General features: G+C 61.5%; 19 protein-coding genes. 8 read left to right on the forward strand and 11 right to left on the reverse strand.

Going from position 1 to position 21269, the window contains the following annotated elements; all coding sequences use genetic code 11:
- The first annotated feature begins 9 nt into the window (after positions 1–9).
- Positions 10–333 carry a CoA transferase gene (locus ACO07W_RS06665; RefSeq protein ID WP_421841802.1) on the forward strand — a complete coding sequence of 108 codons (324 nt, stop codon included), beginning with the start codon at positions 10–12 and terminating at the stop codon, positions 331–333.
- Between the two features lie 47 nt (positions 334–380).
- The gene (locus tag ACO07W_RS06670; protein ID WP_421841804.1) at positions 381–1559 is read left to right on the forward strand and encodes an acyl-CoA dehydrogenase family protein; all 1179 of its coding nucleotides are present in this window, start codon (positions 381–383) and stop codon (positions 1557–1559) included.
- Between the two features lie 221 nt (positions 1560–1780).
- Here ACO07W_RS06670 and ACO07W_RS06675 read toward each other — a convergent pair whose 3' ends face one another.
- The 5 genes from ACO07W_RS06675 to ACO07W_RS06695 are packed head-to-tail and all read right to left on the reverse strand — an operon-like array spanning position 1781 to position 6606.
- Positions 1781–2338, reverse strand: a complete 558-nt coding sequence (locus ACO07W_RS06675) for a pentapeptide repeat-containing protein (RefSeq protein ID WP_421841806.1) — start codon at positions 2336–2338, stop codon at positions 1781–1783.
- A gap of 5 nt (positions 2339–2343) precedes the next feature.
- On the reverse strand, positions 2344–2946 hold the full coding sequence (locus ACO07W_RS06680) for a GTP-binding protein (protein ID WP_421841808.1): 603 nt from the start codon (positions 2944–2946) through the stop codon (positions 2344–2346).
- The gene (locus ACO07W_RS06685; RefSeq protein WP_421841810.1) at positions 2927–3322 is read right to left on the reverse strand and encodes a DUF742 domain-containing protein; all 396 of its coding nucleotides are present in this window, start codon (positions 3320–3322) and stop codon (positions 2927–2929) included. The genes ACO07W_RS06680 and ACO07W_RS06685 overlap by 20 nt, the downstream gene beginning before the upstream one ends.
- Before the next feature lie 6 nt (positions 3323–3328).
- Entirely contained in the window at positions 3329–3745 is a 417-nt protein-coding gene (locus tag ACO07W_RS06690; protein ID WP_421841812.1) for a serine protease inhibitor, read from the reverse strand.
- Positions 3742–6606 (reverse strand): ATP-binding protein, encoded by a 2865-nt coding sequence (locus ACO07W_RS06695; protein WP_421841814.1) that lies wholly within the window; start codon positions 6604–6606, stop codon positions 3742–3744. The genes ACO07W_RS06690 and ACO07W_RS06695 overlap by 4 nt, the downstream gene beginning before the upstream one ends.
- A gap of 267 nt (positions 6607–6873) precedes the next feature.
- Between ACO07W_RS06695 and ACO07W_RS06700 the strand changes: the two genes are divergently transcribed.
- A complete protein-coding gene (locus ACO07W_RS06700; RefSeq protein WP_421841816.1) occupies positions 6874–7338 on the forward strand; it encodes a tRNA (cytidine(34)-2'-O)-methyltransferase in 465 nt (154 codons plus the stop codon).
- Here the strand turns inward: ACO07W_RS06700 and ACO07W_RS06705 are convergent, their stop codons facing one another.
- Positions 7339–7983 carry a nitroreductase family protein gene (locus ACO07W_RS06705; protein WP_421841818.1) on the reverse strand — a complete coding sequence of 215 codons (645 nt, stop codon included), beginning with the start codon at positions 7981–7983 and terminating at the stop codon, positions 7339–7341.
- Positions 7984–8018: 35 nt separating this feature from the next.
- Between ACO07W_RS06705 and ACO07W_RS06710 the strand changes: the two genes are divergently transcribed.
- Positions 8019–8429: a TIGR03667 family PPOX class F420-dependent oxidoreductase gene (locus ACO07W_RS06710; RefSeq protein ID WP_421841820.1), complete on the forward strand. Its 411-nt coding sequence runs from the start codon at positions 8019–8021 to the stop codon at positions 8427–8429.
- A 73-nt stretch (positions 8430–8502) separates the two neighbouring features.
- On the opposite strand, the gene ACO07W_RS06715 is transcribed toward ACO07W_RS06710, so the two are convergent.
- The gene (locus ACO07W_RS06715) at positions 8503–11826 is read right to left on the reverse strand and encodes an error-prone DNA polymerase (protein ID WP_421841822.1); all 3324 of its coding nucleotides are present in this window, start codon (positions 11824–11826) and stop codon (positions 8503–8505) included.
- Between the two features lie 153 nt (positions 11827–11979).
- Here ACO07W_RS06715 and ACO07W_RS06720 point away from each other — a divergent pair, with 153 nt between their 5' ends.
- Entirely contained in the window at positions 11980–13368 is a 1389-nt protein-coding gene (locus ACO07W_RS06720) for a wax ester/triacylglycerol synthase family O-acyltransferase (RefSeq protein WP_421841824.1), read from the forward strand.
- Between the two features lie 40 nt (positions 13369–13408).
- On the forward strand, positions 13409–14698 hold the full coding sequence (gene otsB / locus ACO07W_RS06725) for a trehalose-phosphatase (protein WP_421841826.1): 1290 nt from the start codon (positions 13409–13411) through the stop codon (positions 14696–14698).
- A gap of 33 nt (positions 14699–14731) precedes the next feature.
- Here the strand turns inward: otsB and ACO07W_RS06730 are convergent, their stop codons facing one another.
- A complete protein-coding gene (locus ACO07W_RS06730; protein WP_421841828.1) occupies positions 14732–15604 on the reverse strand; it encodes a MaoC/PaaZ C-terminal domain-containing protein in 873 nt (290 codons plus the stop codon).
- 95 nt (positions 15605–15699) lie between these two features.
- On the opposite strand from ACO07W_RS06730, the gene ACO07W_RS06735 reads away from it, so the two are divergent.
- On the forward strand, positions 15700–16404 hold the full coding sequence (locus ACO07W_RS06735) for a histidine phosphatase family protein (protein WP_421841830.1): 705 nt from the start codon (positions 15700–15702) through the stop codon (positions 16402–16404).
- A gap of 160 nt (positions 16405–16564) precedes the next feature.
- Here the strand turns inward: ACO07W_RS06735 and ACO07W_RS06740 are convergent, their stop codons facing one another.
- Positions 16565–17311 (reverse strand): hypothetical protein, encoded by a 747-nt coding sequence (locus tag ACO07W_RS06740; protein ID WP_421841832.1) that lies wholly within the window; start codon positions 17309–17311, stop codon positions 16565–16567.
- Between the two features lie 559 nt (positions 17312–17870).
- On the opposite strand from ACO07W_RS06740, the gene ACO07W_RS06745 reads away from it, so the two are divergent.
- Positions 17871–19099, forward strand: a protein-coding gene (locus ACO07W_RS06745) for an IS3 family transposase (RefSeq protein WP_421840068.1) whose coding sequence is annotated in 2 segments (ribosomal slippage) — positions 17871–18186 and positions 18186–19099 — 1230 coding nt in all. Because the reading frame shifts where the segments join, the coding sequence is not laid out codon by codon here.
- Here ACO07W_RS06745 and ACO07W_RS06750 read toward each other — a convergent pair.
- Both ACO07W_RS06750 and cmaA1 read right to left on the reverse strand, forming a co-directional pair.
- Complete coding sequence (locus tag ACO07W_RS06750; protein ID WP_421841834.1) at positions 19070–19627, reverse strand: hypothetical protein; 558 nt, start codon at positions 19625–19627, stop codon at positions 19070–19072. The two genes, ACO07W_RS06745 and ACO07W_RS06750, sit on opposite strands and share 30 nt — an antisense overlap.
- 718 nt (positions 19628–20345) lie before the next feature.
- Entirely contained in the window at positions 20346–21221 is an 876-nt protein-coding gene (gene cmaA1 / locus ACO07W_RS06755; protein WP_421845842.1) for a cyclopropane mycolic acid synthase CmaA1, read from the reverse strand.
- Positions 21222–21269: the final 48 nt, after the last annotated feature.

Genomic DNA, 21269 nt, shown 5'->3' on the forward strand with positions numbered 1-21269 from the left:
AGTTTTCACTTGCCGTTGACACAACTGCAGCGTGAATGCGCCGAACACGACATCGCGGTCGCACCCGTGCGAACCCTCGGCGAGGTCGTCGACAGCGACTACGCGCGCAACTGCGGTCTTATTTCAGTAGCCGAGCACCCCACCGAGGGAACCTACCAAGTGATCGCGTCTCCGGTGCGCTACTCGCTGACCCCTGCCGCGGTGCGGCGGCACTGTCCACACACCGGCGAACACACGGCCGAAATTCTTGCCGAACTTAGTCAGCACGCCGAGCAACCCGACAACCCCATGGCAGCGGCCATTCCACGGCAACCAATGTCTACCCAAGAGTAAAAGCAACAGGCACCCCAACCACCAGTCAACGTGACAGAGAGGCAATCATGACCACACCGCCGTTCGACCCCTACGACCCACTCCGCCTAGACGCATCGTTGTCGAGTGACGAGATCGCTGTGCGCGACATGGTGAGAAAGCTATGCGCCGAACGGATCGTCCCCTACGTCGCAGACTGGTTCGAAGCCGGCGAGCTGCCCGGCGTCCGGGAGCTCGCTAAGCAGTTCGGGGATCTTGGGCTGCTGGGAATGCACCTACAGGGCTACGGATGCGGCGGCGCTTCTGCGGTCCACTACGGCCTGGCCTGTACGGAGCTAGAGGCCGCCGACTCTGGCATCCGATCAATGGTCTCGGTGCAGGGCTCGCTCGCGATGTTCGCCATATGGAAGTTTGGATCAGAGGAGCAAAAACAGCAGTGGCTCCCCCGCATGGCCGCAGGTGAGCTGCTGGGTTGTTTCGGGCTGACCGAGCCTGACGCTGGATCTGACCCCGCCTCGATGAAGACCCACGCACGACGGTCCGGTTCGGATTGGGTGATCAATGGTCGAAAGATGTGGATCACCAACGGCTCCGTCGCCGACGTTGCGATTGTGTGGGCCAGCACCGAAGACGGGATCCGCGGCTTCGTCGTACCCACCGATACCTGTGGATTCACCGCCAACACCATCCATCACAAGTTATCTCTGCGAGCATCAATCACCAGTGAGTTGGTACTCGAAGACGTACGGCTACCCGACGCCGCGATGCTGCCCGAGACGAACGGGCTCAAAGCTCCACTATCGTGTCTATCCGAGGCGCGGTACGGGATCATCTGGGGATGCATGGGAGCGGCACGTTCGGCCTGGCAAGCCGCGTTGGACTACGCCAAACAACGCACCCAGTTCGGCCGGCCGATCGCCGGATTCCAATTGACCCAGCAAAAACTCGTCGACATGGCAGTCGAGCTGCACAAGGGACAATTATTGTCTTTGCATCTGGGTCGCCTCAAAGACAGTGTGGGTCTACGCCCCGAGCAGGTCAGCTTCGGCAAACTCAACAACACCCGCGAGGCGATCAAGATATGCAGAACCGCTCGAACGATACTGGGCGGCAACGGCATATCGTTGGAGTTCCCGGTCATCCGGCATATGGTCAACTTAGAATCGGTACTGACGTACGAGGGCACACCCGAAATGCATCAGCTCATTCTTGGCCAGGCATTCACGGGCAGCGATGCATTCCGTTGACAACGGCACCGCACAGCGCGGCGACCTAGCAGTTCGACGAGGCCACCTGGGCGTTTTCCACACGCCGGCCCAGCACACCCGTAGAAACACGCACTCGGCCTTCGTTGGCAGCTTCGAGCTGCTCACCACTATCGCCGCGAGATGTTCGGTTCAGCGAATCGGAGTTCGGCGTTCCACCTCGGCATCGTGTGACGACGGCTGCGGATCAGCCCCCGACCTGGCTAACTCGTTGCAGCGTCCAGGCGAAGTCCGTGCGCCAGCGCGAACGCAAGGCCCTGTCCGACGTCGACGCGAGCACCGACCAGAGACGCAGTTCGCCACAACGCGGGGTCCAGCGTCGCGCCGCGCAAATCGGCGTCGTCGAGCCGAGCACCGGTAGTCCGCGCGCCACTGAGGTCAGCACCGCGCAGGATGCATTTGCGAAGGTCGGTCTCGACCAGGCTAGCCTCCCTGAGCCGACAACCACTCAAATCAATACCGCGTAAGTCGTTGCCGCCGAGCACCGCCAAAGTGAAATCCACCTCGTCGAACACACAGGGACGCATCCCGCAGTGCACGAATACCGAGCCCAACATACTGCACTGATGAAAGCTGCTATGCCACAATATTGTTCGCTCAAACTTGCAGTTACGAAACGCCGAACCACGGTGTTCCGACTCGGCTAGGTTGGCGCCGCCGAAATCACATTCGCTGAACATGGCGCGCTCGGTACGCAACCGACTGAAATCCTCGTCACGAAAATCCCGGCCGGTGATTTCACAATCAGTCCAATTCTGCAATGCGGCTAGCTGCCCACTGGAGATGTTGGGGCCAGGCTGGCCAGCGCGTATTCGGTTACGGCGATCAACGCATTCGTGGCCGACTTGTTGTTCCGAGCATCGACACCGATCAACGGAATATGCGCAGGCAGCGTCAGCGCTTCGCGCACCTCGCCAAACGGGTACCTCGGCGCGCCGTCGAACTCGTTGACTGCAACCACGAAAGGCATCTTGCGGTGCTCGAAGAAGTCAACTGCGGCAAAGCTATCCTGCAAGCGCCGGCAGTCGACCAGGACGATCGCACCTATAGCTCCACGCACCAAGTCGTCCCACATGAACCAGAACCGCCGCTGGCCCGGCGTACCGAACAGATAGAGCACCAAGTCCTCGGCGAGAGTTATACGACCGAAGTCCATTGCGACCGTGGTGGTCCGCTTGTCTGGAGTGGCCTCGACCATGTCGACGCCGGCCGATGCATCGGTAACCATCGCCTCGGTACGAAGCGGCATGATCTCCGAAACCGCGCCTACGAAGGTGGTCTTGCCGACGCCAAAGCCACCCGCCACGACAATCTTCGTCGAAGCGGTGTCATGAGTAACAGAGTGCACCTCAGAGTGCTTTAAGGCCACGCAAAGTCCTTCCTATGAGTTCGTGGCGCTCATCGCGAGTCGAACGGTCGGTCAAAGTCCTGTGCACCCGAACGTAGCCGGACATGACCAGATCGCCGACCAAGACGCGCGTGACACCCAAGGGCAAATCCAACCGTGCTGAGATTTCCGCCACAGAAGGGCTAGATGAGCTCTGGCCGCACAGCCGGATGATCCTGCCGCGCGCATCGTCGGGCGCCCCCCGGTACACCGGCCCTGCCGGCAACGTCTGCACTGGTGCTTCCAGCGGAAGGTCGACGTTGGTGCCGGTCCGTCCAGCCGTCAGGGTGTACGGGCGGACCAAGCGCGCATGATGTACAGCCCCGAACGGGTTTGGTGCAGGCACGGGTCCGTCCATGTCGGCTCAGGGCTGCGCTAAGCCAGGCTCGGAGCGACGGGCGGACTCCACGACGCCGCCCACCCGTTCGACAAGAAGGGCCATTTCATAACCGACCTGGCCGATATCGCACGACGGTACGGCCAACGTCGCCAGGTGGGAACCATCACCAACGCGCATCAACAACAGAAAGCCGTTCTGCATCTCGACCACCGACTGCAGCACATCACCACCTTCGAATAGCTGCGCAGCACCACTAGCCAGGCTAGACAGCCCAGAAGCCACGGCCGCCAGTTGATCGGCGCGTTCGCGCGGCAGGTGAGCGCTGGCCGCGACGGGCAGCCCGTCTGCGGATACCAGCAATGCATGCGCCACCCCAGGAACCTCGCGGGCAAACTTCGATACCAACCAGTCCAGTGGACTGCCCGACCAGCCAGCGTTCATTCCTGATCAGGCCTTTCGTTGGTTTCGAGCCTGGTGTCGTGGCGGTGCAACCGTCCAGTCCGCACGCCGTCGAAATGGCTTTTCATCGAAGTGCGAACCGCTTCCGGGTCGGGCCTAGCCGCGTGCCGTGGTTGCGCCGCGGAGAAAAATCCGCCATTGGCAACCGCGCCGCGACCCTGATTCGGCTGGTTGGGGTTAGCGGCTCCGGGCACCAACCGGGCTCCTGGCGTGCGTACCGGCAGGCCCTGGTCCGTTCGGGCATCGACCTGTCTGTCTTCGGCAGCTGCGGCCGCCGACCAGCCATGATCCCACACCGACTGCCAGTTCAGGTCGGCGCTGTGGGCCAATTCGCGCGGATCGTCGGGCGACTCTGAGAGCATCCGTTGATAAATCACGTCATCTTCGGCGCGACGCGGTGACCAGGCTTGCGGCGTGGCCGACCTGACCGGTCGGTTACTCCGACGATCAGGGGAATCCTGGGGTCGCGAAGCAAAAAACGCCGAGGTATCCGATGCCGTCTGGGCCGCTGTCTGTTGTGGGCCTTGCCGGACATCCTCGACCGGAGCGTGCGCCGGTGTGGGGGGCTGGGCCTGCTCTGACTCCTCGGCAACGCCGTTTTCCCACCACGGCGTCGGAAGCTCGCGCCGCGATGGCCGCTGCGCAGGCTCACTCGGTTGGACAGGAACATCACTGATACCGCTCGATCCTGGACTGCGACGCGGCAACACCGTGATCGGCTGGCCCGGCCCCCCGGATTCGCTATCAGCACCGTGGTCCGAGTCATCCCCAGCGGCAACTTCCGGCGAACTCTCCGACGGGTCGAGTTTGGCGCCGGGGGGCGCCGCCGCAGGTACCCGCGGCGTTGCGACTGATCCGGGTACGACGTCATCGACAAGCGCTGGCCGCGGCGATGGCGGCGCAGCAGTTGATCCCGGTACGACGTCATCGACAAGTACCGCCAGCGGCAGATAGACCTCGGCAGTTGTACCAGTGCTGGCCTTTCCAGCCGCCGGACCACGCAGCCCCACCCTGATGCCGTGCCGGCCGGCCAACCGTCCGACCACGAACAGGCCCATGTGCCGGGCATTGTCGGGGGTAACCTCACCACCGGTCTGCAACCGCATATTGGCAATGCGCCGATCAGCATCCGTCATGCCTAAACCGGCATCAGCGACCCGCAGCAGAACACTCCCACCGGTACCCCGTGCAGCGGAAACACGGACCGGTGCGGTCGGCGGTGAGTAACGCAGGGCGTTGTCGATCAACTCAGCGAGCAGATGGATGACACCGCCAACTGCCGCACTGATTACCGCGCATTGCGGCAACCGCGTGATCGTGACACGCCGATAGTCCTCAACCTCTGACACGGCAGCGTTGACCGCCGTTGACAGTGCCACCGACTCGCGTTGGTCTCGCGATATCTGCGCGCCCGCTAGCACCAGCAGGTTGGCGCTGTTGCGGCGAAGACGGGCGGCAAGGTGGTCCAGCCGGAATAGGGTCTCGAGTCGGTCAGGGTCCTCCTCATTGCGTTCCAGCCCATCGATGAGTGAGAGCTGCTGGTCTACCAGGGCACGGCTGCGCCGCGACATCGTTTCGAACATGTCGTTCACCAGCAGCCGCAACCGCGCCTCATCGCCGGCCAGCAGCAAGGCCCGAGTGTGTAACTCGTCGACCGCGTGCGCGACCTGGCCTATTTCTTCGGTGGTATACACCGCCAGTGGTTCAGGTACCGGCTCAGCGCCTGCACGGACCTGGGCAATCCCCTCTTCGAGGTCAGTATGGGCGACCTTGAGTGCGCCATCGCGTAGCACCCGCAGCGGCCCGACCAGCGCACGCGCCGCCAACAACACGATGCCCAGTGCAATCAGGATGGCCGCCACCACCAGTACGGCGTCACGGGTCGCGGCGTCCCGCCGCGCAGTGGCCTGGCTTTGCAACACCTTTGGCACCGATTCGGTGACGTCCTTGATTACTTTTTCAGCAATCCGCTGAGTGACCTGTATGGACTCAAGCAGCTCCGGGTTATTGGCCAAGACACTGTCCGGATCTGAGATGATCTCCATCCGGGTGACCATTTGCTTCTGCAGCGTCTTGGAATCTGGCGAGCCGACTCCGAGCACCTCGCTTATCCCGAACAAGGTGTACGGTTCGGTGCCGGCCAGGGTGATCATCGAGGTGCGCAATTGCGGCTTGGGAAGGTCGCCACCACGGGTCACCAGAATCTGCTGCAGGGTCATCTGCCCGCGCGCACCCACCGCACGGCTCAAACCCTGAACCTGAGCGCGGATCCGCTCGCTGTCGGCCCGCACCGATGCGTTGATCGCATCCTCTGCGGTCAACAGGATCGGCGCGTAGGCGGCAACCCGGTCGCGCAAACCAATGCTGTTGGCCAGCACCTTGTCCATGAGCGCTTGGCCACCGTTCAGCAGCGTGCTTACACCGGATCGGACGTCGGGAATCACGTCAGTGTCGGCAAGTCGGGTCTGCAGCTCGTACTTGCGTGCCTCAAAGTTCTTCTTCGCTCCCTCGGCTTCGCGTCCGGTGGAACTCGCCAGCAACGCAACGTCCAGCGCCGACATGTATTTGGTGATCGGCGGTATCAGAGCGGCCCGGGCGGCGGTCAACCGCAAACCGCCGGAGTGGGCCAGTGCGCCTTCGACACGTAGGCCACCGAAAACCGTCGCGAGTACCAGCGGCACCAGCCCTATAACAAAGATTTTCCACCCAACTGACCAATTGCGCAGAGACCACGCCGGCGGGCGTTGCGGATGTTTTCCGGGCTCCGGCGCGGTGGCGGGTTCAGCTGGGACGCCGGGCGAGGCCGCCGCGGCCGGGGAGGCCGGGCGGGTGAACATGGTCACGTGATTGCGGCCGTGCTACCGGCCGCGCGCCCGATAGGTGGCGCTCCGAGAAACGAAGGGCTCATGAAACTTCCTGCTTTATTCCGCCCGACAGGATGCGCGCGAACGGAGACGCGTGGCAATCCGACGAGTATGACAGGCTCAACGGTGCGCAGAGCCGAGGTCACCACAATTGTTACTGACCAGATAGCAAACGCAATAGCTGGCCCCGGCGCAAGTGAGTGAGCCTGGCACATCAGCAAACCACAGCTTTGTCATGATCAGCAGATGTTTCGGCTGCTGTTCTACTCTCCGCGCATCGCCCCCAACACCGGCAACGCCATCCGCACCGCTGCAGCCACTGGTTGCGAACTGCATCTGGTCGAGCCCCTCGGCTTTGACCTGTCTGAACCCAAACTCCGACGAGCCGGGCTGGATTACCACGACCTGGCATCGGTGACCGTCCATGCCTCACTCGGACACGCGTGGGAGATCCTGTCACCCGCGCGAGTGTTCGCGTTCACCGCCCGGGCAACCACGCTATTCAGCGACATAAGCTACCGAGCAGGCGACATATTGATGTTCGGTCCAGAGCCGACCGGGCTCGATACAGCGACCCTGGCTGACACACACATTACCCAGCAGGTCCATATTCCGATGCTTGCGGGCCGACGCTCACTGAACCTGGCCAACGCGGCGGCGGTCGCCGCTTATGAAGCCTGGCGCCAGCACGGTTACCCCGGGGCGGTTTAGTCACCAGTTGTCCCAGTGCGTGAGGCGGTCAGCGGGCAAGCGCTTAGCCGGCCGGAAGTCTGTGCCTTGGGTATAGGCGATCGGAAATAGCCCACCCTGGCTGTACTGGTCGTAGGGAATGCCGAGTACCTCAGCGGCCTGCCGCTCACCCTCACCAAGCAGATGCAGCGTCGTCCAGCACGACCCCAGCCCCCGGGAGCGCAACGCCAGGCAGAAACTCCACACTGCCGGGAACAGCGACGCCCAAAACGACGAACTGGACAGCGGCGCCTCCTCGATCCGGCCCTGCAGGCAGGGAATCATCAGGACCGGCACCTCGTGCATGTGTTCGGCAAGATAAGTCGCGGAATCGCGGACTCGGCCCATCCGCTCGCCTCGGGTGTCGCCCTCGGGGTATTCAGGTGGGGGCAAGCTGAGATAGCTGCGGGCGTTGGCGAGGTAGATGTCCGCGATCGCCTTCCGCTTTTCGGCGTCCTCGACGAATACCCACTGCCAGCCCTGCGCGTTGGAGCCAGTGGGTGCCTGCAACGCGAGCTCAAGGCACTCCATCAACACGGCGCGCGGAACCGCCTGCTTGAGGTCTAGGCGTTTGCGGACCGAGCGGGTAGTGGTGAGAACTTCGTCTACGGACAAGTTGAGGGTCATGTGTGGGAGATTACCTGCGGCCTATATTCAGCATCATGAGCTTCGAACTGACACAAGAGATTTCCAGCAGGCTTGGATCCGACCACTACGGGTGGTTGACCACCGTCGCAAAATCGGGTCAACCGGTTCCGCGGCTGGTGTGGTTCTATTTCGACGGGACCGATTTGACCGTGTATTCCAAACCGCAGGCGGCCAAGGTTGCCCATATCAAGGCACACCCGCAGGTCAGCCTGAACCTTGACTCCGACGGCGACAGCGGGGGCATCGTCGTCGTGGGCGGAACCGCTGCAGTGGTGGCCACCGATGTCGACTGCCGGGAAGACGAGCCATACTGGGCCAAGTACCACGATGAAGCCGTGGATTTCGGCCTGACCGAAACAATCGCCGCGTACAGCACTCGGCTGAAGATCACTCCGACCCGGGTATGGACCACACCGACGGCCTAGCGGGCGGGCTGAAAGGTAACTCCACGAAGCGGTCTCGGCGTGTCGCTTCGCTCGTTGCCCCTGTCGACGCACCCTAACGGAAGTCGCGGGACTTGGATCCGGCTGCCAGGGTGATATGACCCAACCGCTCGGCCACCACGGTGACCGCGCCGCTGGCATTTTGGACCTGCCCGCGGATCAGCAAAGCCGGCGCGGTGTGGGCTAGTTTGCGGTAACGCGCCCACACCCCCGGCGTGCAGAGTACGTTGACCATGCCGGTCTCGTCCTCGAGGTTGATGAACGTTACACCTTGAGCCGTCGCCGGGCGCTGCCGATGAGTCACCGCACCGGCAACCAACACGCGGTCTCCGTCGGGTACCGAGAGCAGTGCGTCGGCAGGCAACACGCCCATCGCGTCCAGATCCGCCCGCAGGAACTGCGTCGGATAGCTGTCCGGGGAGATGCCGGTAGCCCACACGTCGGCGGCGGCTAACTCCAGCTCGCTCATTCCCGGCAACGCCGGGATGCGCGACGACGAGCCCACGCCGGGTAGCCGATCAGGTCGCTGAGTGGCCGCGGCTCCCGCCGCCCACAGCGCCGTGCGGCGAGACATTCCGAAGCAGCCAAACGCTCCGGCCGTTGCCAACGCCTCGGTCTGCGGGACGCTTAGCTGCAACCGCGAAGTCAAGTCCAGCAGAGCGGTGAACGGGCCGTTGTCGCTTCGCTCCGTGACCATTTTCTCGGCGATTTCGTTGCCGATATGGCGGACAGAGCCCAGACCGAGCCGCACCGCGTTCCCCGCATCTTCTAAATCGGCGTGCACCAGGCTGGCGTTAACATCAGGCCCGCGCACTACCACCCCATGCCTGCGCGCATCAGCCACCAACGACTGCGGTGAATAAAAGCCCATCGGCTGTGCACGCAGCAAAGCAGCGCAGAACGCCGCGGGGTGGTGCAGCTTGAACCACGACGAGTAGAACACCAGCGACGCGAAGCTGAGGGCGTGACTTTCTGGGAAACCGAAATTGGCGAACGCTTCCAGCTTTTCGTAGATCCGGTCGATCACTTCGTCAGTAGCGCCGTGCAACGTCCGCATGCCATCGTAGAAACGACCGCGCAGCCGTCGCATCCGCTCAGTCGAGCGCTTGGATCCCATGGCGCGCCGAAGCTGGTCAGCCTCGGCGGCAGAGAAACCCGCGCAGTCGACGGCGAGCTGCATCAGTTGTTCTTGAAAAAGAGGCACTCCCAGTGTCTTGCGTAATGCCGATGCCATGGACGGATGGTCGTACACGACGGGGTCGATGCCGTTGCGCCGCCGGATGTAGGGATGCACCGACCCGCCCTGGATAGGCCCGGGCCGGATCAACGCAACCTCCACCACCAGGTCGTAGAACACCCGCGGCTTGAGTCTCGGCAAAGTTGCCATCTGCGCCCGCGACTCCACCTGGAAAACTCCGATGGAATCGGCACGGGCCAGCATCTCATACACAGCCGGTTCACTCAGGTCGAGCCTGGCCAGGTCGACCTCAATCCCTTTGTGTTCGGCCACCAGGTCTTTCGCGTAGTGCAGCGCCGAAAGCATGCCCAATCCGAGCAAATCGAACTTTACTAATCCGATTGCTGCACAGTCGTCTTTGTCCCACTGCAGCACGCTGCGATTCTCCATACGCGCCCACTCCACCGGGCATACATCGGCAATCGGGCGGTCGCAAATCACCATGCCACCAGAATGAATACCCATATGCCGGGGCAGATTCTGAATTTGGGCCGCCAAGTCAACTACCTGATCGGGAACGTCGTCCAGGCTTTTCACGCCCGAGCCTTGCCCCGTCCAGTGGCTAATCTGTTTACTCCACGCATCCTGCTGCCCCTGCGAGAAGCCCAGCGCACGCGCCATATCGCGTATCGCACTGCGGTGCCGATATGTGATGACATTGGCAACCTGAGCCGCATAGTCACGGCCATATTTGTCATAGACGTACTGAATAACCTCTTCACGCCGATCCGACTCGATATCGATGTCGATATCAGGTGGACCATCGCGGGCTGGCGATAGAAAGCGTTCGAATAACAGCTCATTGGCTATCGGGTCGACAGCGGTAACGCCCAAGGCATAGCAGACCGCGGAATTGGCGGCCGACCCTCTTCCCTGACACAAGATGTCGTTGGCCCGGCAAAACTGGGTGATGTCGTGCACCACCAGGAAATATCCTGGAAATTTCAGTTGCGCAATAATATTCAACTCATGCTCAATCTGACGGTACGCCTGTCGGGTACTCAACGACCGCTCCGGCGGTCCGTAGCGCTTGCGCGCTCCCGCCATGACCAAACACCGCAACCAGCTGTCCTCGTCATGCTCGCCGGGTACAGCAAACAGCGGCAGCTGAGGCGCGATGAGCGCCAGCCTGAACCCGCACTGCTCGCCGAGCTCCGCGGCGGCTGTGACCACCTCAGGTCGCTGCGCGAACAACCGGGCCATCTCCGCGCCAGACCTTAGGTGCGAGCCGCCTCGCGCAGCCAGCCACCCGGCAGCAGAGTCCAGGGATTGCCGGGCCCGGATTGCACCCATAGCCATGGCCAGCCGGCCGCGCGACGGGTGCGCGAAATGCGCTCCGGTAGTGGCGACCACTCCGACACCAAAGCGCGGCGCCAGCCCGGCCAGCATCGCGTTGCGTTCATCGTCGAGCGGGTCACCATGATGGGTCAACTCGATGCTGACCCGGTCAGCAGTGAACCGATCCACTAGATCGGCCAACGCGCGTTTCGCCGCATCCGGCCCTCCGTCGGAAAGCGCCTGACGCACTGTTCCTTTACGACAACCCGTCAGAATGTGCCAGTGTCCGCCGGCCGCCTCAGCCAACATGTCGAAGTCGTAGCGCGGCTTGCCCTTCGCACTGCCGGCAAGATGCGCAGCCGCCAGCTGCCGCGACAACCGTCGGTACCCTTCCGGGCCGCGAGCCAACACCAGCAAGTGTGGACCCGGCGGATCCGGCTGCTCGGTGCGAGCCTCGGAGCCCATCGACAGCTCAGCGCCAAACACAGTGCACATGTCGAGTTCTGCGGCCGCGTCAGCAAACCGCACCGCTCCGTATAGACCGTTGTGGTCAGTCAGCGCGAGGGCACGCAGATCCAGCCGGGCGGCCTCCTCAACCAGCTCCTCGGGCGTGCTGGCACCGTCAAGAAAGCTGTACGCCGAATGTGCGTGCAACTCCGCGTAGGCGACAGAGGAGCGGAACATCCGACCCCTGCCCGGAGCCGAGTTCGGCGGCCGATATGTCGCTCGCTTGCGCGACGAGGGACCATCCTCCTCAGCACCGGCCGCCGACCCAGCCGCCACCGGCGCGCCACTATGGCGCGGTTTGCCATCCAGGACCCGCTCCATTTCCGCCCAGCTCGGCGGCCCATTGTTCCAGCCCACAGCTACAGTATATCGAACAAACGTTCGAACAATCAGGGGTTGTTAAACACATCTTCAACTGCAACACACGTTCTTAACTTCACATGCCTACCGCTATGCGGGAGCTGCGCGGACACTTGAACCAGACGGACCATGGATGGCGGGGCTTGAATGATGACACAACTGACGACGCTGGATGCGGGTTTGCGCAACGTGCAGGATGCAAGCCAGCACGCGGACCTCGCGGTGGGCGCGGTCGCCATCGTGCACGGCAAGACCCCCGACTTCACGCGTATTGAAAGCCTGCTGGCTGAACGAATCCAATCAATACCGCAGTGCAAGCAGGTGCTGCGGACGGAGTGGATCGACTATCCGGGATTCGACCTCACCCAACACCTACGACGGGTGGCCCTGCCCAGTCCAGGCGATAAAGCCGACCTATTCCGCACCATCGCCCATGCCCTGGAGAGTCCCCTCGACCTAGACCGTCCACCGTGGGAATGCTGGATTATCGAGGGCATCAAAGGTCATCGGTGGGCGATCCTGGTGAAGATCCACCACTGCATGGCAACCAGCATCTCGCCGGCCCATATTCTCGCTAGGCTCAGCGATGACGCTGACGAGTACACCTTCGCCAGCCACCACGCCGTCACGCAACTTTCATCCCCTCGCGCCGACCTCAACGGCTGGCCTAACGTGCTCCGGCAAGCTCCCGCGGCCGCCATCAACATCGTCAAAGCCGCCGCGCGCGTCGTCACTGGCGCGGCAGAAGCCGCCGTGGAGGCGGTCTGGCCCGCGGCGTGGACAACACCGACCACCATGCGGCGCTACACCATGGTGCGAGTTCCCCGCGCCGCTGTCGACAGCGTGTGCCAAAAGTTCGCGGTGACCGCCAACGACGTTTCACTAGCGGCCATTACCGAAGGCTTCCGAATGCTTCTGCTGCGCCGCGGCGAGCAGCCGCGCGCGGACTCACTGCCCACCCTAGAGCGACCCGGCAATCGCGTCGCGGCAATATTGCCGTATCTGCCCGTCGAACATGACGACCCTATTCAGCGGCTGCAAACCGTACACAACCGGTTGAACCAAACCACCCGCAGTGACTGCCGCCACGCCGGCGACATTGTGGACCAGACAACCACTCACATACCTTTCATGCGGTACACCAAGGTAATTCAGGCTCTAGCCGGTACCCCGCAACGTAACATCGTGACGCTGGCCACCGACGTGCCCGGACCGCGCCGCCAGCTGCGGTTGATGGGACAAAGGATGGAACGCATCCTGCCGATCCCGCCGACCTCCGCCCAGCTGAGCACCGGCGTCGCAGTGCTCAGCTACGGCAATGAGCTGGTGTTCGGCATTACCGCCGACCACAATTCGGAAGCCGACATACTGGACTTGGCGGCCGCCATCGAACTCGGGATGGCTCGGCTCACAGCACTGAGCCAGGACTCTGTCCTGCTGTTCACCAAAGACCGCCGAAGCAAACATCCGTCTCAGGGCCTCCCCAGCAATGCGCAACGAGCACGGGGTTCGGCGCCGTCCGCCAGAGCGCGAAACTGACCCAAGCCAGGCCCATTGACCACCGTGAGAAGGTGGGTCAATGCCGGCCACCATCGACCCACGCCGCCATGATGCGGTGCTCTTCGAACTGGACACACTAACGACCAACACCGTTTTCACGTCCTCGCTTGTCCATCAGCTGCAGCAGGTCGGCGTCGGCACTGCCGTCTTTTCGTCGAACGACAACCACCAAGACAGGCTGAACGAGATCAGGATCGACGATCTTCTCCCCGTACAGGTCGACGGTCTCGCCGCGGAACAGCACGAACTGCTCATCGCGGCAGCCGGTCGTCTGGACGCGCGACCGGGACGGTGCGTCGTTACCACCGGCGACCCTGCAGGCGTCAAAGCCGCGCGCGAGGGTGGATTCGCGCTGGTCATCGGAGTCGACCAGAACGGGCACAGCGATGCGCTACGCCGCTGCGGCGCCGACGTGGTCATAGGCAACCTCAATGAGGTGACCGTACGAACCGGAGACCGGCGGATGTCCGCGCTCCCCGATGCACTGCAGGCGCTGAACCTGGCCGACCGCTTCGCCGCCCGGCAACCCGCAGTGTTCTACGACTTCGACGGGACCCTGTCAGACATCGTCGACGATCCGGACTCCGCTAGGCCCGCGGCGGGTGCGACCGAGGCACTGATGCAATTGGCTACGTTTTGTCCGGTCGCGGTGCTCAGCGGCCGCGACCTCGCCGACGTTTCCGGGCGCGTCGGCTTGCCCGGTATCTGGTACGCCGGCAGCCATGGATTTGAGCTGACCGCGCCTGACGGAACACATCACCAGAACGAAGCCGCGGCGGCGACCATACCGGTGTTGGCGCAGTCAGCCGCGGAACTGCGCAACCAACTCGGATCGATTCCCGGCGTTGCCGTGGAACACAAGCGATTTGGTGTCGCCGTGCATTATCGCAACGCGGCACGCAACCGAGTCGGCGAGGTGGCCGCGTCGGTTCGTGCTGCGGGACAGCACCATGCCCTTCGAGTGACGACGGGCCGCGAAGTCATCGAACTGAGGCCAGACATTGACTGGGACAAGGGGAAAACACTGCGCTGGGTGATCGATCGCCTGTCTCATTCCGACACCCCAGGTGACCCTGCAGCCCAATCAGGTTCCCTGATTCCGGTCTATCTCGGCGACGACATCACCGACGAGGATGCCTTCGACGCCGTTCGCCACGACGGCGTTCCGATCGTGGTGCGACATACCGACGACGGCGACCGGGCCACCGCCGCCCTGTTCGCCCTGGATAGTCCGGCACGGGTCAGCGAGTTTACCGAGAGGCTGGCCCGTCAACTCAGCAGCGACCGGAAGATACCAGACAGCGGCTAGCTGGTTCGGCGGCTGCGGGCCGTCAACTTGGGCCTATGCCACCGCGTATTCAACCGCACCGTCATCGAGCACCACCCGCGCACCGGTGCCGTCTGGCGCCGCGGCCTCGGTGCGGAATACGGCCCGGCCCGGTCCAGTTCGCCAGATCGCGGTGGTTAGCGTCTCACCCGGAAACACCGGAGAAGTGAACCGCGCGGCAATCGAGGTGATGTGCGCGGCGACTCCGCCACCGAGTTCCGCGACCAACGCGCGACCCGACACGCCATAGGTACACAACCCGTGCAAGATCGGCTTAGGGAACCCAGCCAATTCCTTGGCAAACCAAGGATCGCTATGCAACGGATTGCGATCGCCGGACAACCGATAGATCAGCGCTTGATCCTCGCGAGTGGGCAAGCCGATTCGGCTATCGGGATCGCGGTCCGGAAATTCCGGCGCGGCCGGCCGCTCGCCCGGCACTCCCCCGAATCCACCCTCGCCACGGACGACCAGAGTGGTACGTGTCTCGGCAACCAACGTCCCAGATTCCGGGTCGGAGCCACGGCTGAGCAGCATGATGATCGCGTTCTTGCCCTCACCTTTGTCCTGAATGTCGGCAACTTCGGAAACCACAGATAGCTTTCCTGCGGCCGGCAGCGGCGCGTGCAGCCGGATGGCCTGCGATCCGTGGAGCAGTGCGGCCCAATTGAATGTTCCGACTTTCGCCGCCGCCCCAAATGCCGGACAACAGATCACTGCGTAGGTCGGCAGCACCTGCTGAGGGACGGCATGGCTATTCTCGGTGGTGAAGGACAAATCGTCGATACCAGCGCCGACACCGAGCGCGTAGAGCAGGGTGTCCCGGTCTGTCCATTCGAAGAGCTTGGGTTCGGTTACCTCGCCGATAGCACTCGGGTCAATCGCCATGCGAGTCTCCTCTCGATTCCAAATTTGAGCCTTTCGGGCAACCCAACCATCGCAAACCCTTCACACCGACGCCATCGGCAGGGCAGGCTATCGCCATGCCCAAGCGCATCATCATTTGGAAGGCCCACAAGGTTCTAGCGGCGCTTGCCGCGACGCTAGTCGTCAGCGCCTGCGGAGGGACACCTCAGGCGCGCAACATCACCTTGACGTTTATCCGGAACGCACAATCGCAGGCCAATGCGGACGGGGTGATCAACACTTTGGTTCCCGGTCCCGACCTCACCGCCGAGGGCAAAGGCCAGGCGCGGCAACTCGTGCGCGGCCACACCGACTTCGATAGCATCTACGCCGCAAGCATGGCCGCTACCCAGCAGACCGCCCAGCCGCTGGCCGGCGAACTCGGCAAACAAATCGAGATCCTCCCGGGCCTAGACTCCATCAATGCCGGGTGGTTCAACGGCAAACCTGAAGCGATGGCCAGTTCGACGTACATGCTTGCGCCGGTTGACTGGCTGAATGGCGACCTGGAGAACACCATCCCAGGATCGATCTCGGGAAAAAAGTTCAATGACCAATTCACCGGTGCTGTTCAGCAGATCTACGAGAGTGGCCACAGCAACCCGGTCGTGTTCTCCCAGGGCACCGCAATCATGGTTTGGACCCTGATGAACGTCAGAAACACCAGAAACGCCCTGCTCACTACTCATCCACTGCCGAACGTCGGCCGCGTGGTAATTACCGGAAATCCGACAACCGGCTGGAACCTGGTGGCCTGGGACGGCCTCCGCGACTTCAGCTGAGCGCCGGATTACCCGAAGGCTGACGGTTGCCGGTTTGAGCCGCCACCATGACGACATGACCCGGGCTCTGCCTGAGTTCAGCCAGCAAAGCTCTTGGTGGGTCGCCCGCACGCCGATCGCCTGGGCCTGACCGGCGCGGTCGTCGCGAGTGTTTACTTGGCTAATGAGGAAATTCTCGGGCGACACCGTCGTCCATGACGGCGTTTTCATCGATGGTACGTCTGAGTTGGTTGGCGGCTTGCTGGGTAACTTCGAGGATTTCCACCGCCCTTTGTCGTTGGTGTTGAGCCTCGCCGTGCCGCGCGTCTTCTGTTAGGCCCTGCGACGTACTGGCGAACGATGCATCTATGTTGTCGCGCTCAGCCAAAATTTGCTGCTGGCGTTGCACGTTCTGGTCCAACCGCTGTGCAATGTTGTGAAGAAGCGGACGGTTATACTCGACCAAGCTGTCGCCATTTGCTCCTGGCTCACTACCAAAATCCAACAAACCCCCACCAGAGGCAGCTGGCATGGGGGGATCACCGTCTCGATGAACATTCATCCCAGATGGTGAATGTTCACGCGGTCCAACTGAAGTTGGGCTATTTCCTAAATTTTCCGATCTATTGAATTTGATAGCCCCGCGACGCCAGTCGCTCCGCTTCTTGCCGCCAAGGACAGGTAGGGGATCCTTTGAAAAGCCAAGGCGTTCTGCCGACGGTCGATCTAGCGTACCTCTAGGCGGCAAATCAGGCGGAACAGAATCTACATAACGGGGACTTTGCGGAGCCGAAACATCTTGGCTCTGCCCCTCGGTATCCGCGTAAGCCCAATGAAACTGATCATAGATAGGTTCATCCAAGGATGATCCGAGATTGTGTTCGGCTCCTGTTCCCTGAGGATTATTGTACGCATTATTTTCAATCATCGAATCCTCTAAACCACCAGGAGGCGGCGGATTCGGAACAGCACCAGGAGGCGGCTTGTTATACGCATAATTGTCAGTCAGCGAATCCTCTAAACCACCAGGAGACGACGGCCCCGGAACAGCACCAGGAGGCGGCTTGTTATACGCATAATTGTCAGTCAGCGAATCCTCTAAACCACCAGGAGACGACGGCCCCGGAACAGCACCAGGAGGCGGCTTGTTATACGCATAATTGTCAGTCAGCGAATCCTCTAAACCACCAGGAGACGACGGCCCCGGAACAGCACCAGGAGGCGGCTTGTTATACGCATAATTGTCAGTCAGCGAATCCTCTAAACCACCAGGAGGCGACGGATTCGGAACAGCACCTGAGCTATGCGGTGGTTCGGGACCAACATTCAACCCGTAACTCGGGTTCTCTTCAGTGACTATTCCCGGTTCGGGGCCAACATTTGACCCGTAACTCGGGTTCTCGTTAGTGATTATGGGGGCTTGACCCCTTGGGTTGGACACGCTGAATCCCAGGATGTTCCTGGGGGAAGCGAGATGATCCACCCCTATGGCAAGGAAAAGTTACCCTGATGAGTTCAAGCGGGATGCGGTTGCGTTGTATCGGGATACCGCTGGTGCGACGATCAGCATGATCGCTGCTGAGCTTGGCTTGAGCGACCCAACGTTATCGGCGTGGTGCAAGGCCCACGGTGTGCCGATTCGGCACCGTAAACCCGGTTCGGTTGCCGTAGGGGCCCCGGGTGGCGAGACCCCCGAACAAGCGGTGGCACGGCTCCATGCTGAGAACCAGGCGTTGCGTGCCGAGAAGACCCGGCTGGCCACCGAGCGGGACATTTTGCGGTCGGCGGCCAAGTATTTCGCTGGGGAGACGAACTGGTGAGTCGCTTTCAGTTCGTTGCCGATCACCGACACGCCTTCGAGGTGAAGCGGCTATGCCAGGTCGTCGAGATCGCTCGATCATCGTTTTACACCTGGTGTCAGGCAGCAGCCACGCGGGCAGCTCAAACCGCTGCTGATGCGGTGTTGGCCGAGCGTATTCGCGCAATACATGATCAGGACAACACCTATGGGTGCCCGCGGATCACCGCTGAACTCAACGACGGTGTTGCTGATACTGAGCGGGTCAACCACAAGCGAGTAGCCCGAGTCATGCGCGTAGCGGGGATCGCTGGGTATCGGTGCCGCCGCCGTGTCCGCACAACCAGACCAGATAAAACCACACAGAAATATCCTGACCTGCTTAAACGAGATTTCACCGCTTCTGAATCCAACAAGAGATACGTTGGGGACATCACGTACTTGCCGCTGGCTAGCGGCGCTAACCTGTATCTGGCCACCGTCATCGACTGCTGGTCTCGGCGGATCACTGGGTGGGCGATCGCAGAGCATATGCGCACCGAACTGGTCGAAGATGCCCTCAAGGCCGCCGAGGCGCTACGGGGCAGTCTGGGTGGTGCGGTATTCCACAGTGACCACGGACGCCAGTACACGTCACAGGATTTCGCGAAACTGTGTACCCGGTTGGGGGTCACCCAGTCCATGGGCGCTATCGGATCGAGCGCCGACAACGCCCTGGCTGAATCGGTCAACGCCGCCCTCAAACGCGAGGTCCTCCAAGACCGACACAGCTGGGACGACGCCCCCACCTGCCGACGCGAGGTCTTTCGCTGGCTGGCCCGCTACAACACCACACGACGCCACTCCTACTGCAACCAGCTCAGCCCCGCCACCTACGAGAGGACCCACCTATCCGCTACGCTGCCCCAAGCCGCCTAACCACAAATCCCGTGTCCAACCCAAGGGGTCAAGCCCCATGCCTGGTTCAGGGTTGTTGTACGCATCATTGTCAGTCAGCGAATCCTCTAAACCACCAGGAGACGACGGCCCCGGGACTGCAGCAGAAGGCTGCAGCTTACTATACGCATTGTCACCAGCCAGCGAATCCTCTAAACCACGAGAAGGCAGCGAGTTCGGGTCAGCATCAAAATGCTGCAGCTTGCCATACTCGTGACTGTCGGTTAGCGAGTCCTCTAAACCACCAGGAGACGACGGACCCGGGACAGCAGCAGAAGGCGGCGGCTTGTTGTACGCATCATTGTCAATCAGCGAATCCTCTAAACCACCAGAAGACGACGGATTCGGGACAGCAGCAGAAGGCGGCAGCCTACTATACGCATCATCGCCAGTCAGCGAACCCTCTAAACCACCAGAAGACGACGGATTCGGGACAGCAGCAAAATGCTGCAGCCTGTCATACTCATCACTATCAACCAGCGGATCATCTGAATTTTCGGGTGTCGTCATTATCGGCAACGGGCATGAAGTCCACAGTGCGGACTCTTCCCTCTATCCCCTTTCAAATCTCACGCGCAGCTAGGCGGCTTCTATTCGAGGAGAGCTGGTCACGGAATTAGATTAGACATCGACCCGTAATGCGTCAACTCTTGCACTAGCTCGCGGCGATCCCTTCCGCCGAAGCCGACCCCTGCAATAGGCACTCACAATCTTCTGAACTGCCCAGCCACGGCCGAATCCTGACGTCCAGACCATGCTTTGCCGACCGGGCCGAAAGCCCCCCCATAATCCATTAACGGCCACAATCCAGAAGATCCCGGCCAATACCCGAAGAGCTCTCAACACCTCCGAACCTAGCATCACCGAATACGGCCTCAGCCATGCACGAGGGCGTACTTTACCTCAACCAAATCGCCCCAGCACTAGCCCGAAGACAAGATTGCGTCGCATTTAATATATTTGTAACTCCAACACGCACTCGCCGAGGCCCACAATTATCTAGCGCGGCGCAGCGATTTCTGTATCGGCTCCATCTCAGCTACCCAGATTCAGCGGCAACGCGTAAAGCTTTGCTTCAGAGCAACGACGCTAGAGCTGGCGCGAGCCGTGCGCAGATACGTTGCTGACCGAAACATCCGCTCGAAACTTTGCTATTCAGACTCGATATGATTTCCGGGGCCGGCCAAGAAGCTGATGCGACCGATACGCGGAGCGCATTGGCAGTGAACTACTTCTCGCAAGTGAATTGATTGACATCGATGTATCCCACTCGAAACATCTCGGCGCAACCGGTTAGATACTTCATGTACCGCTCATAAACTTCCTCGGATTGTAGCGCGATGGCCTCGTCTTTATGTGCTTTGAGCGCCGCAGACCAGCTGTCCAAGGTCCTGGCGTAATGCGGCTGCAGCGACTGCACACGGGTCACGGTGAAACCGTTTGCCAAGGCATGGTCATGCACCATCGGAATCGCGGGCAGCCGCCCGCCCGGAAATATCTCGGTGACAATGAATTTGATGAATCGAGCGAAGGTAAACGACATGGGCATGCCGCGTTCAACCATTTCCTTCGGATGCAGCCCAGTGATGGTGTGCAGCAGCATGACCCCGTCATCGGGCGGATCAGGAAGTACGCGATGCGCCATGGAGAAGAATGCGTCGTAACGCTCATGCCCGAAGTGCTCGAAAGCGCCAATGCTGACGATCCGGTCGACGGGCTCGTCGAACTGTTCCCAGCCTTGCAGCAGAATCCGCCTGGAGCGGGCACTTTCGGACTTCGCGATCAGTTCTTCGACGTGATGAGCCTGGTTCTTGCTCAGCGTAAGGCCGATGACATTGACGTCGTACTTTTCCACCGCACGCATCATCGTGGCGCCCCAGCCGCAGCCGACATCGAGCAATGTCATGCCCGGCTGTAGGCCGAGTTTGTCCAGCGCAAGGTCGATTTTGGCGATCTGCGCTTCTTCGAGCGTCATATCGTCACGCTCGAAGTAGGCGCAACTGTAGGTTTGGGTGGGGTCAAGAAATAGACGAAAGAAGTCGTCAGACAGATCGTAGTGGGTCTGTATATCGTCAAAATGGGGCGCTAGGTCGTCTTTCGGGATTTTGGGGGTTTCAGGGGTTTTGGGCACCGCGATAGCCTAATCGCACGA

Source organism: Mycobacterium sp., assembly GCF_965230835.1.
In the GTDB taxonomy this organism is placed as follows: domain Bacteria; phylum Actinomycetota; class Actinomycetes; order Mycobacteriales; family Mycobacteriaceae; genus Mycobacterium.

Excerpts from the sequence above, each read along its gene's own strand:
- ACO07W_RS06670 (WP_421841804.1), top strand. The coding sequence starts at position 381 with ATGACCACACCGCCGTTCGACCCCTACGACCCACTCCGCCTAGACGCA.
- ACO07W_RS06685 (WP_421841810.1), bottom strand. The coding sequence starts at position 3,322 with ATGGACGGACCCGTGCCTGCACCAAACCCGTTCGGGGCTGTACATCAT.
- ACO07W_RS06690 (WP_421841812.1), bottom strand. The coding sequence starts at position 3,745 with ATGAACGCTGGCTGGTCGGGCAGTCCACTGGACTGGTTGGTATCGAAG.
- ACO07W_RS06700 (WP_421841816.1), top strand. The coding sequence starts at position 6,874 with ATGTTTCGGCTGCTGTTCTACTCTCCGCGCATCGCCCCCAACACCGGC.
- ACO07W_RS06705 (WP_421841818.1), bottom strand. The coding sequence starts at position 7,983 with ATGACCCTCAACTTGTCCGTAGACGAAGTTCTCACCACTACCCGCTCG.
- ACO07W_RS06710 (WP_421841820.1), top strand. The coding sequence starts at position 8,019 with ATGAGCTTCGAACTGACACAAGAGATTTCCAGCAGGCTTGGATCCGAC.
- ACO07W_RS06720 (WP_421841824.1), top strand. The coding sequence starts at position 11,980 with ATGACACAACTGACGACGCTGGATGCGGGTTTGCGCAACGTGCAGGAT.
- otsB (WP_421841826.1), top strand. The coding sequence starts at position 13,409 with ATGCCGGCCACCATCGACCCACGCCGCCATGATGCGGTGCTCTTCGAA.
- ACO07W_RS06730 (WP_421841828.1), bottom strand. The coding sequence starts at position 15,604 with ATGGCGATTGACCCGAGTGCTATCGGCGAGGTAACCGAACCCAAGCTC.
- ACO07W_RS06735 (WP_421841830.1), top strand. The coding sequence starts at position 15,700 with ATGCCCAAGCGCATCATCATTTGGAAGGCCCACAAGGTTCTAGCGGCG.
- ACO07W_RS06740 (WP_421841832.1), bottom strand. The coding sequence starts at position 17,311 with ATGATTGAAAATAATGCGTACAATAATCCTCAGGGAACAGGAGCCGAA.
- ACO07W_RS06750 (WP_421841834.1), bottom strand. The coding sequence starts at position 19,627 with ATGACGACACCCGAAAATTCAGATGATCCGCTGGTTGATAGTGATGAG.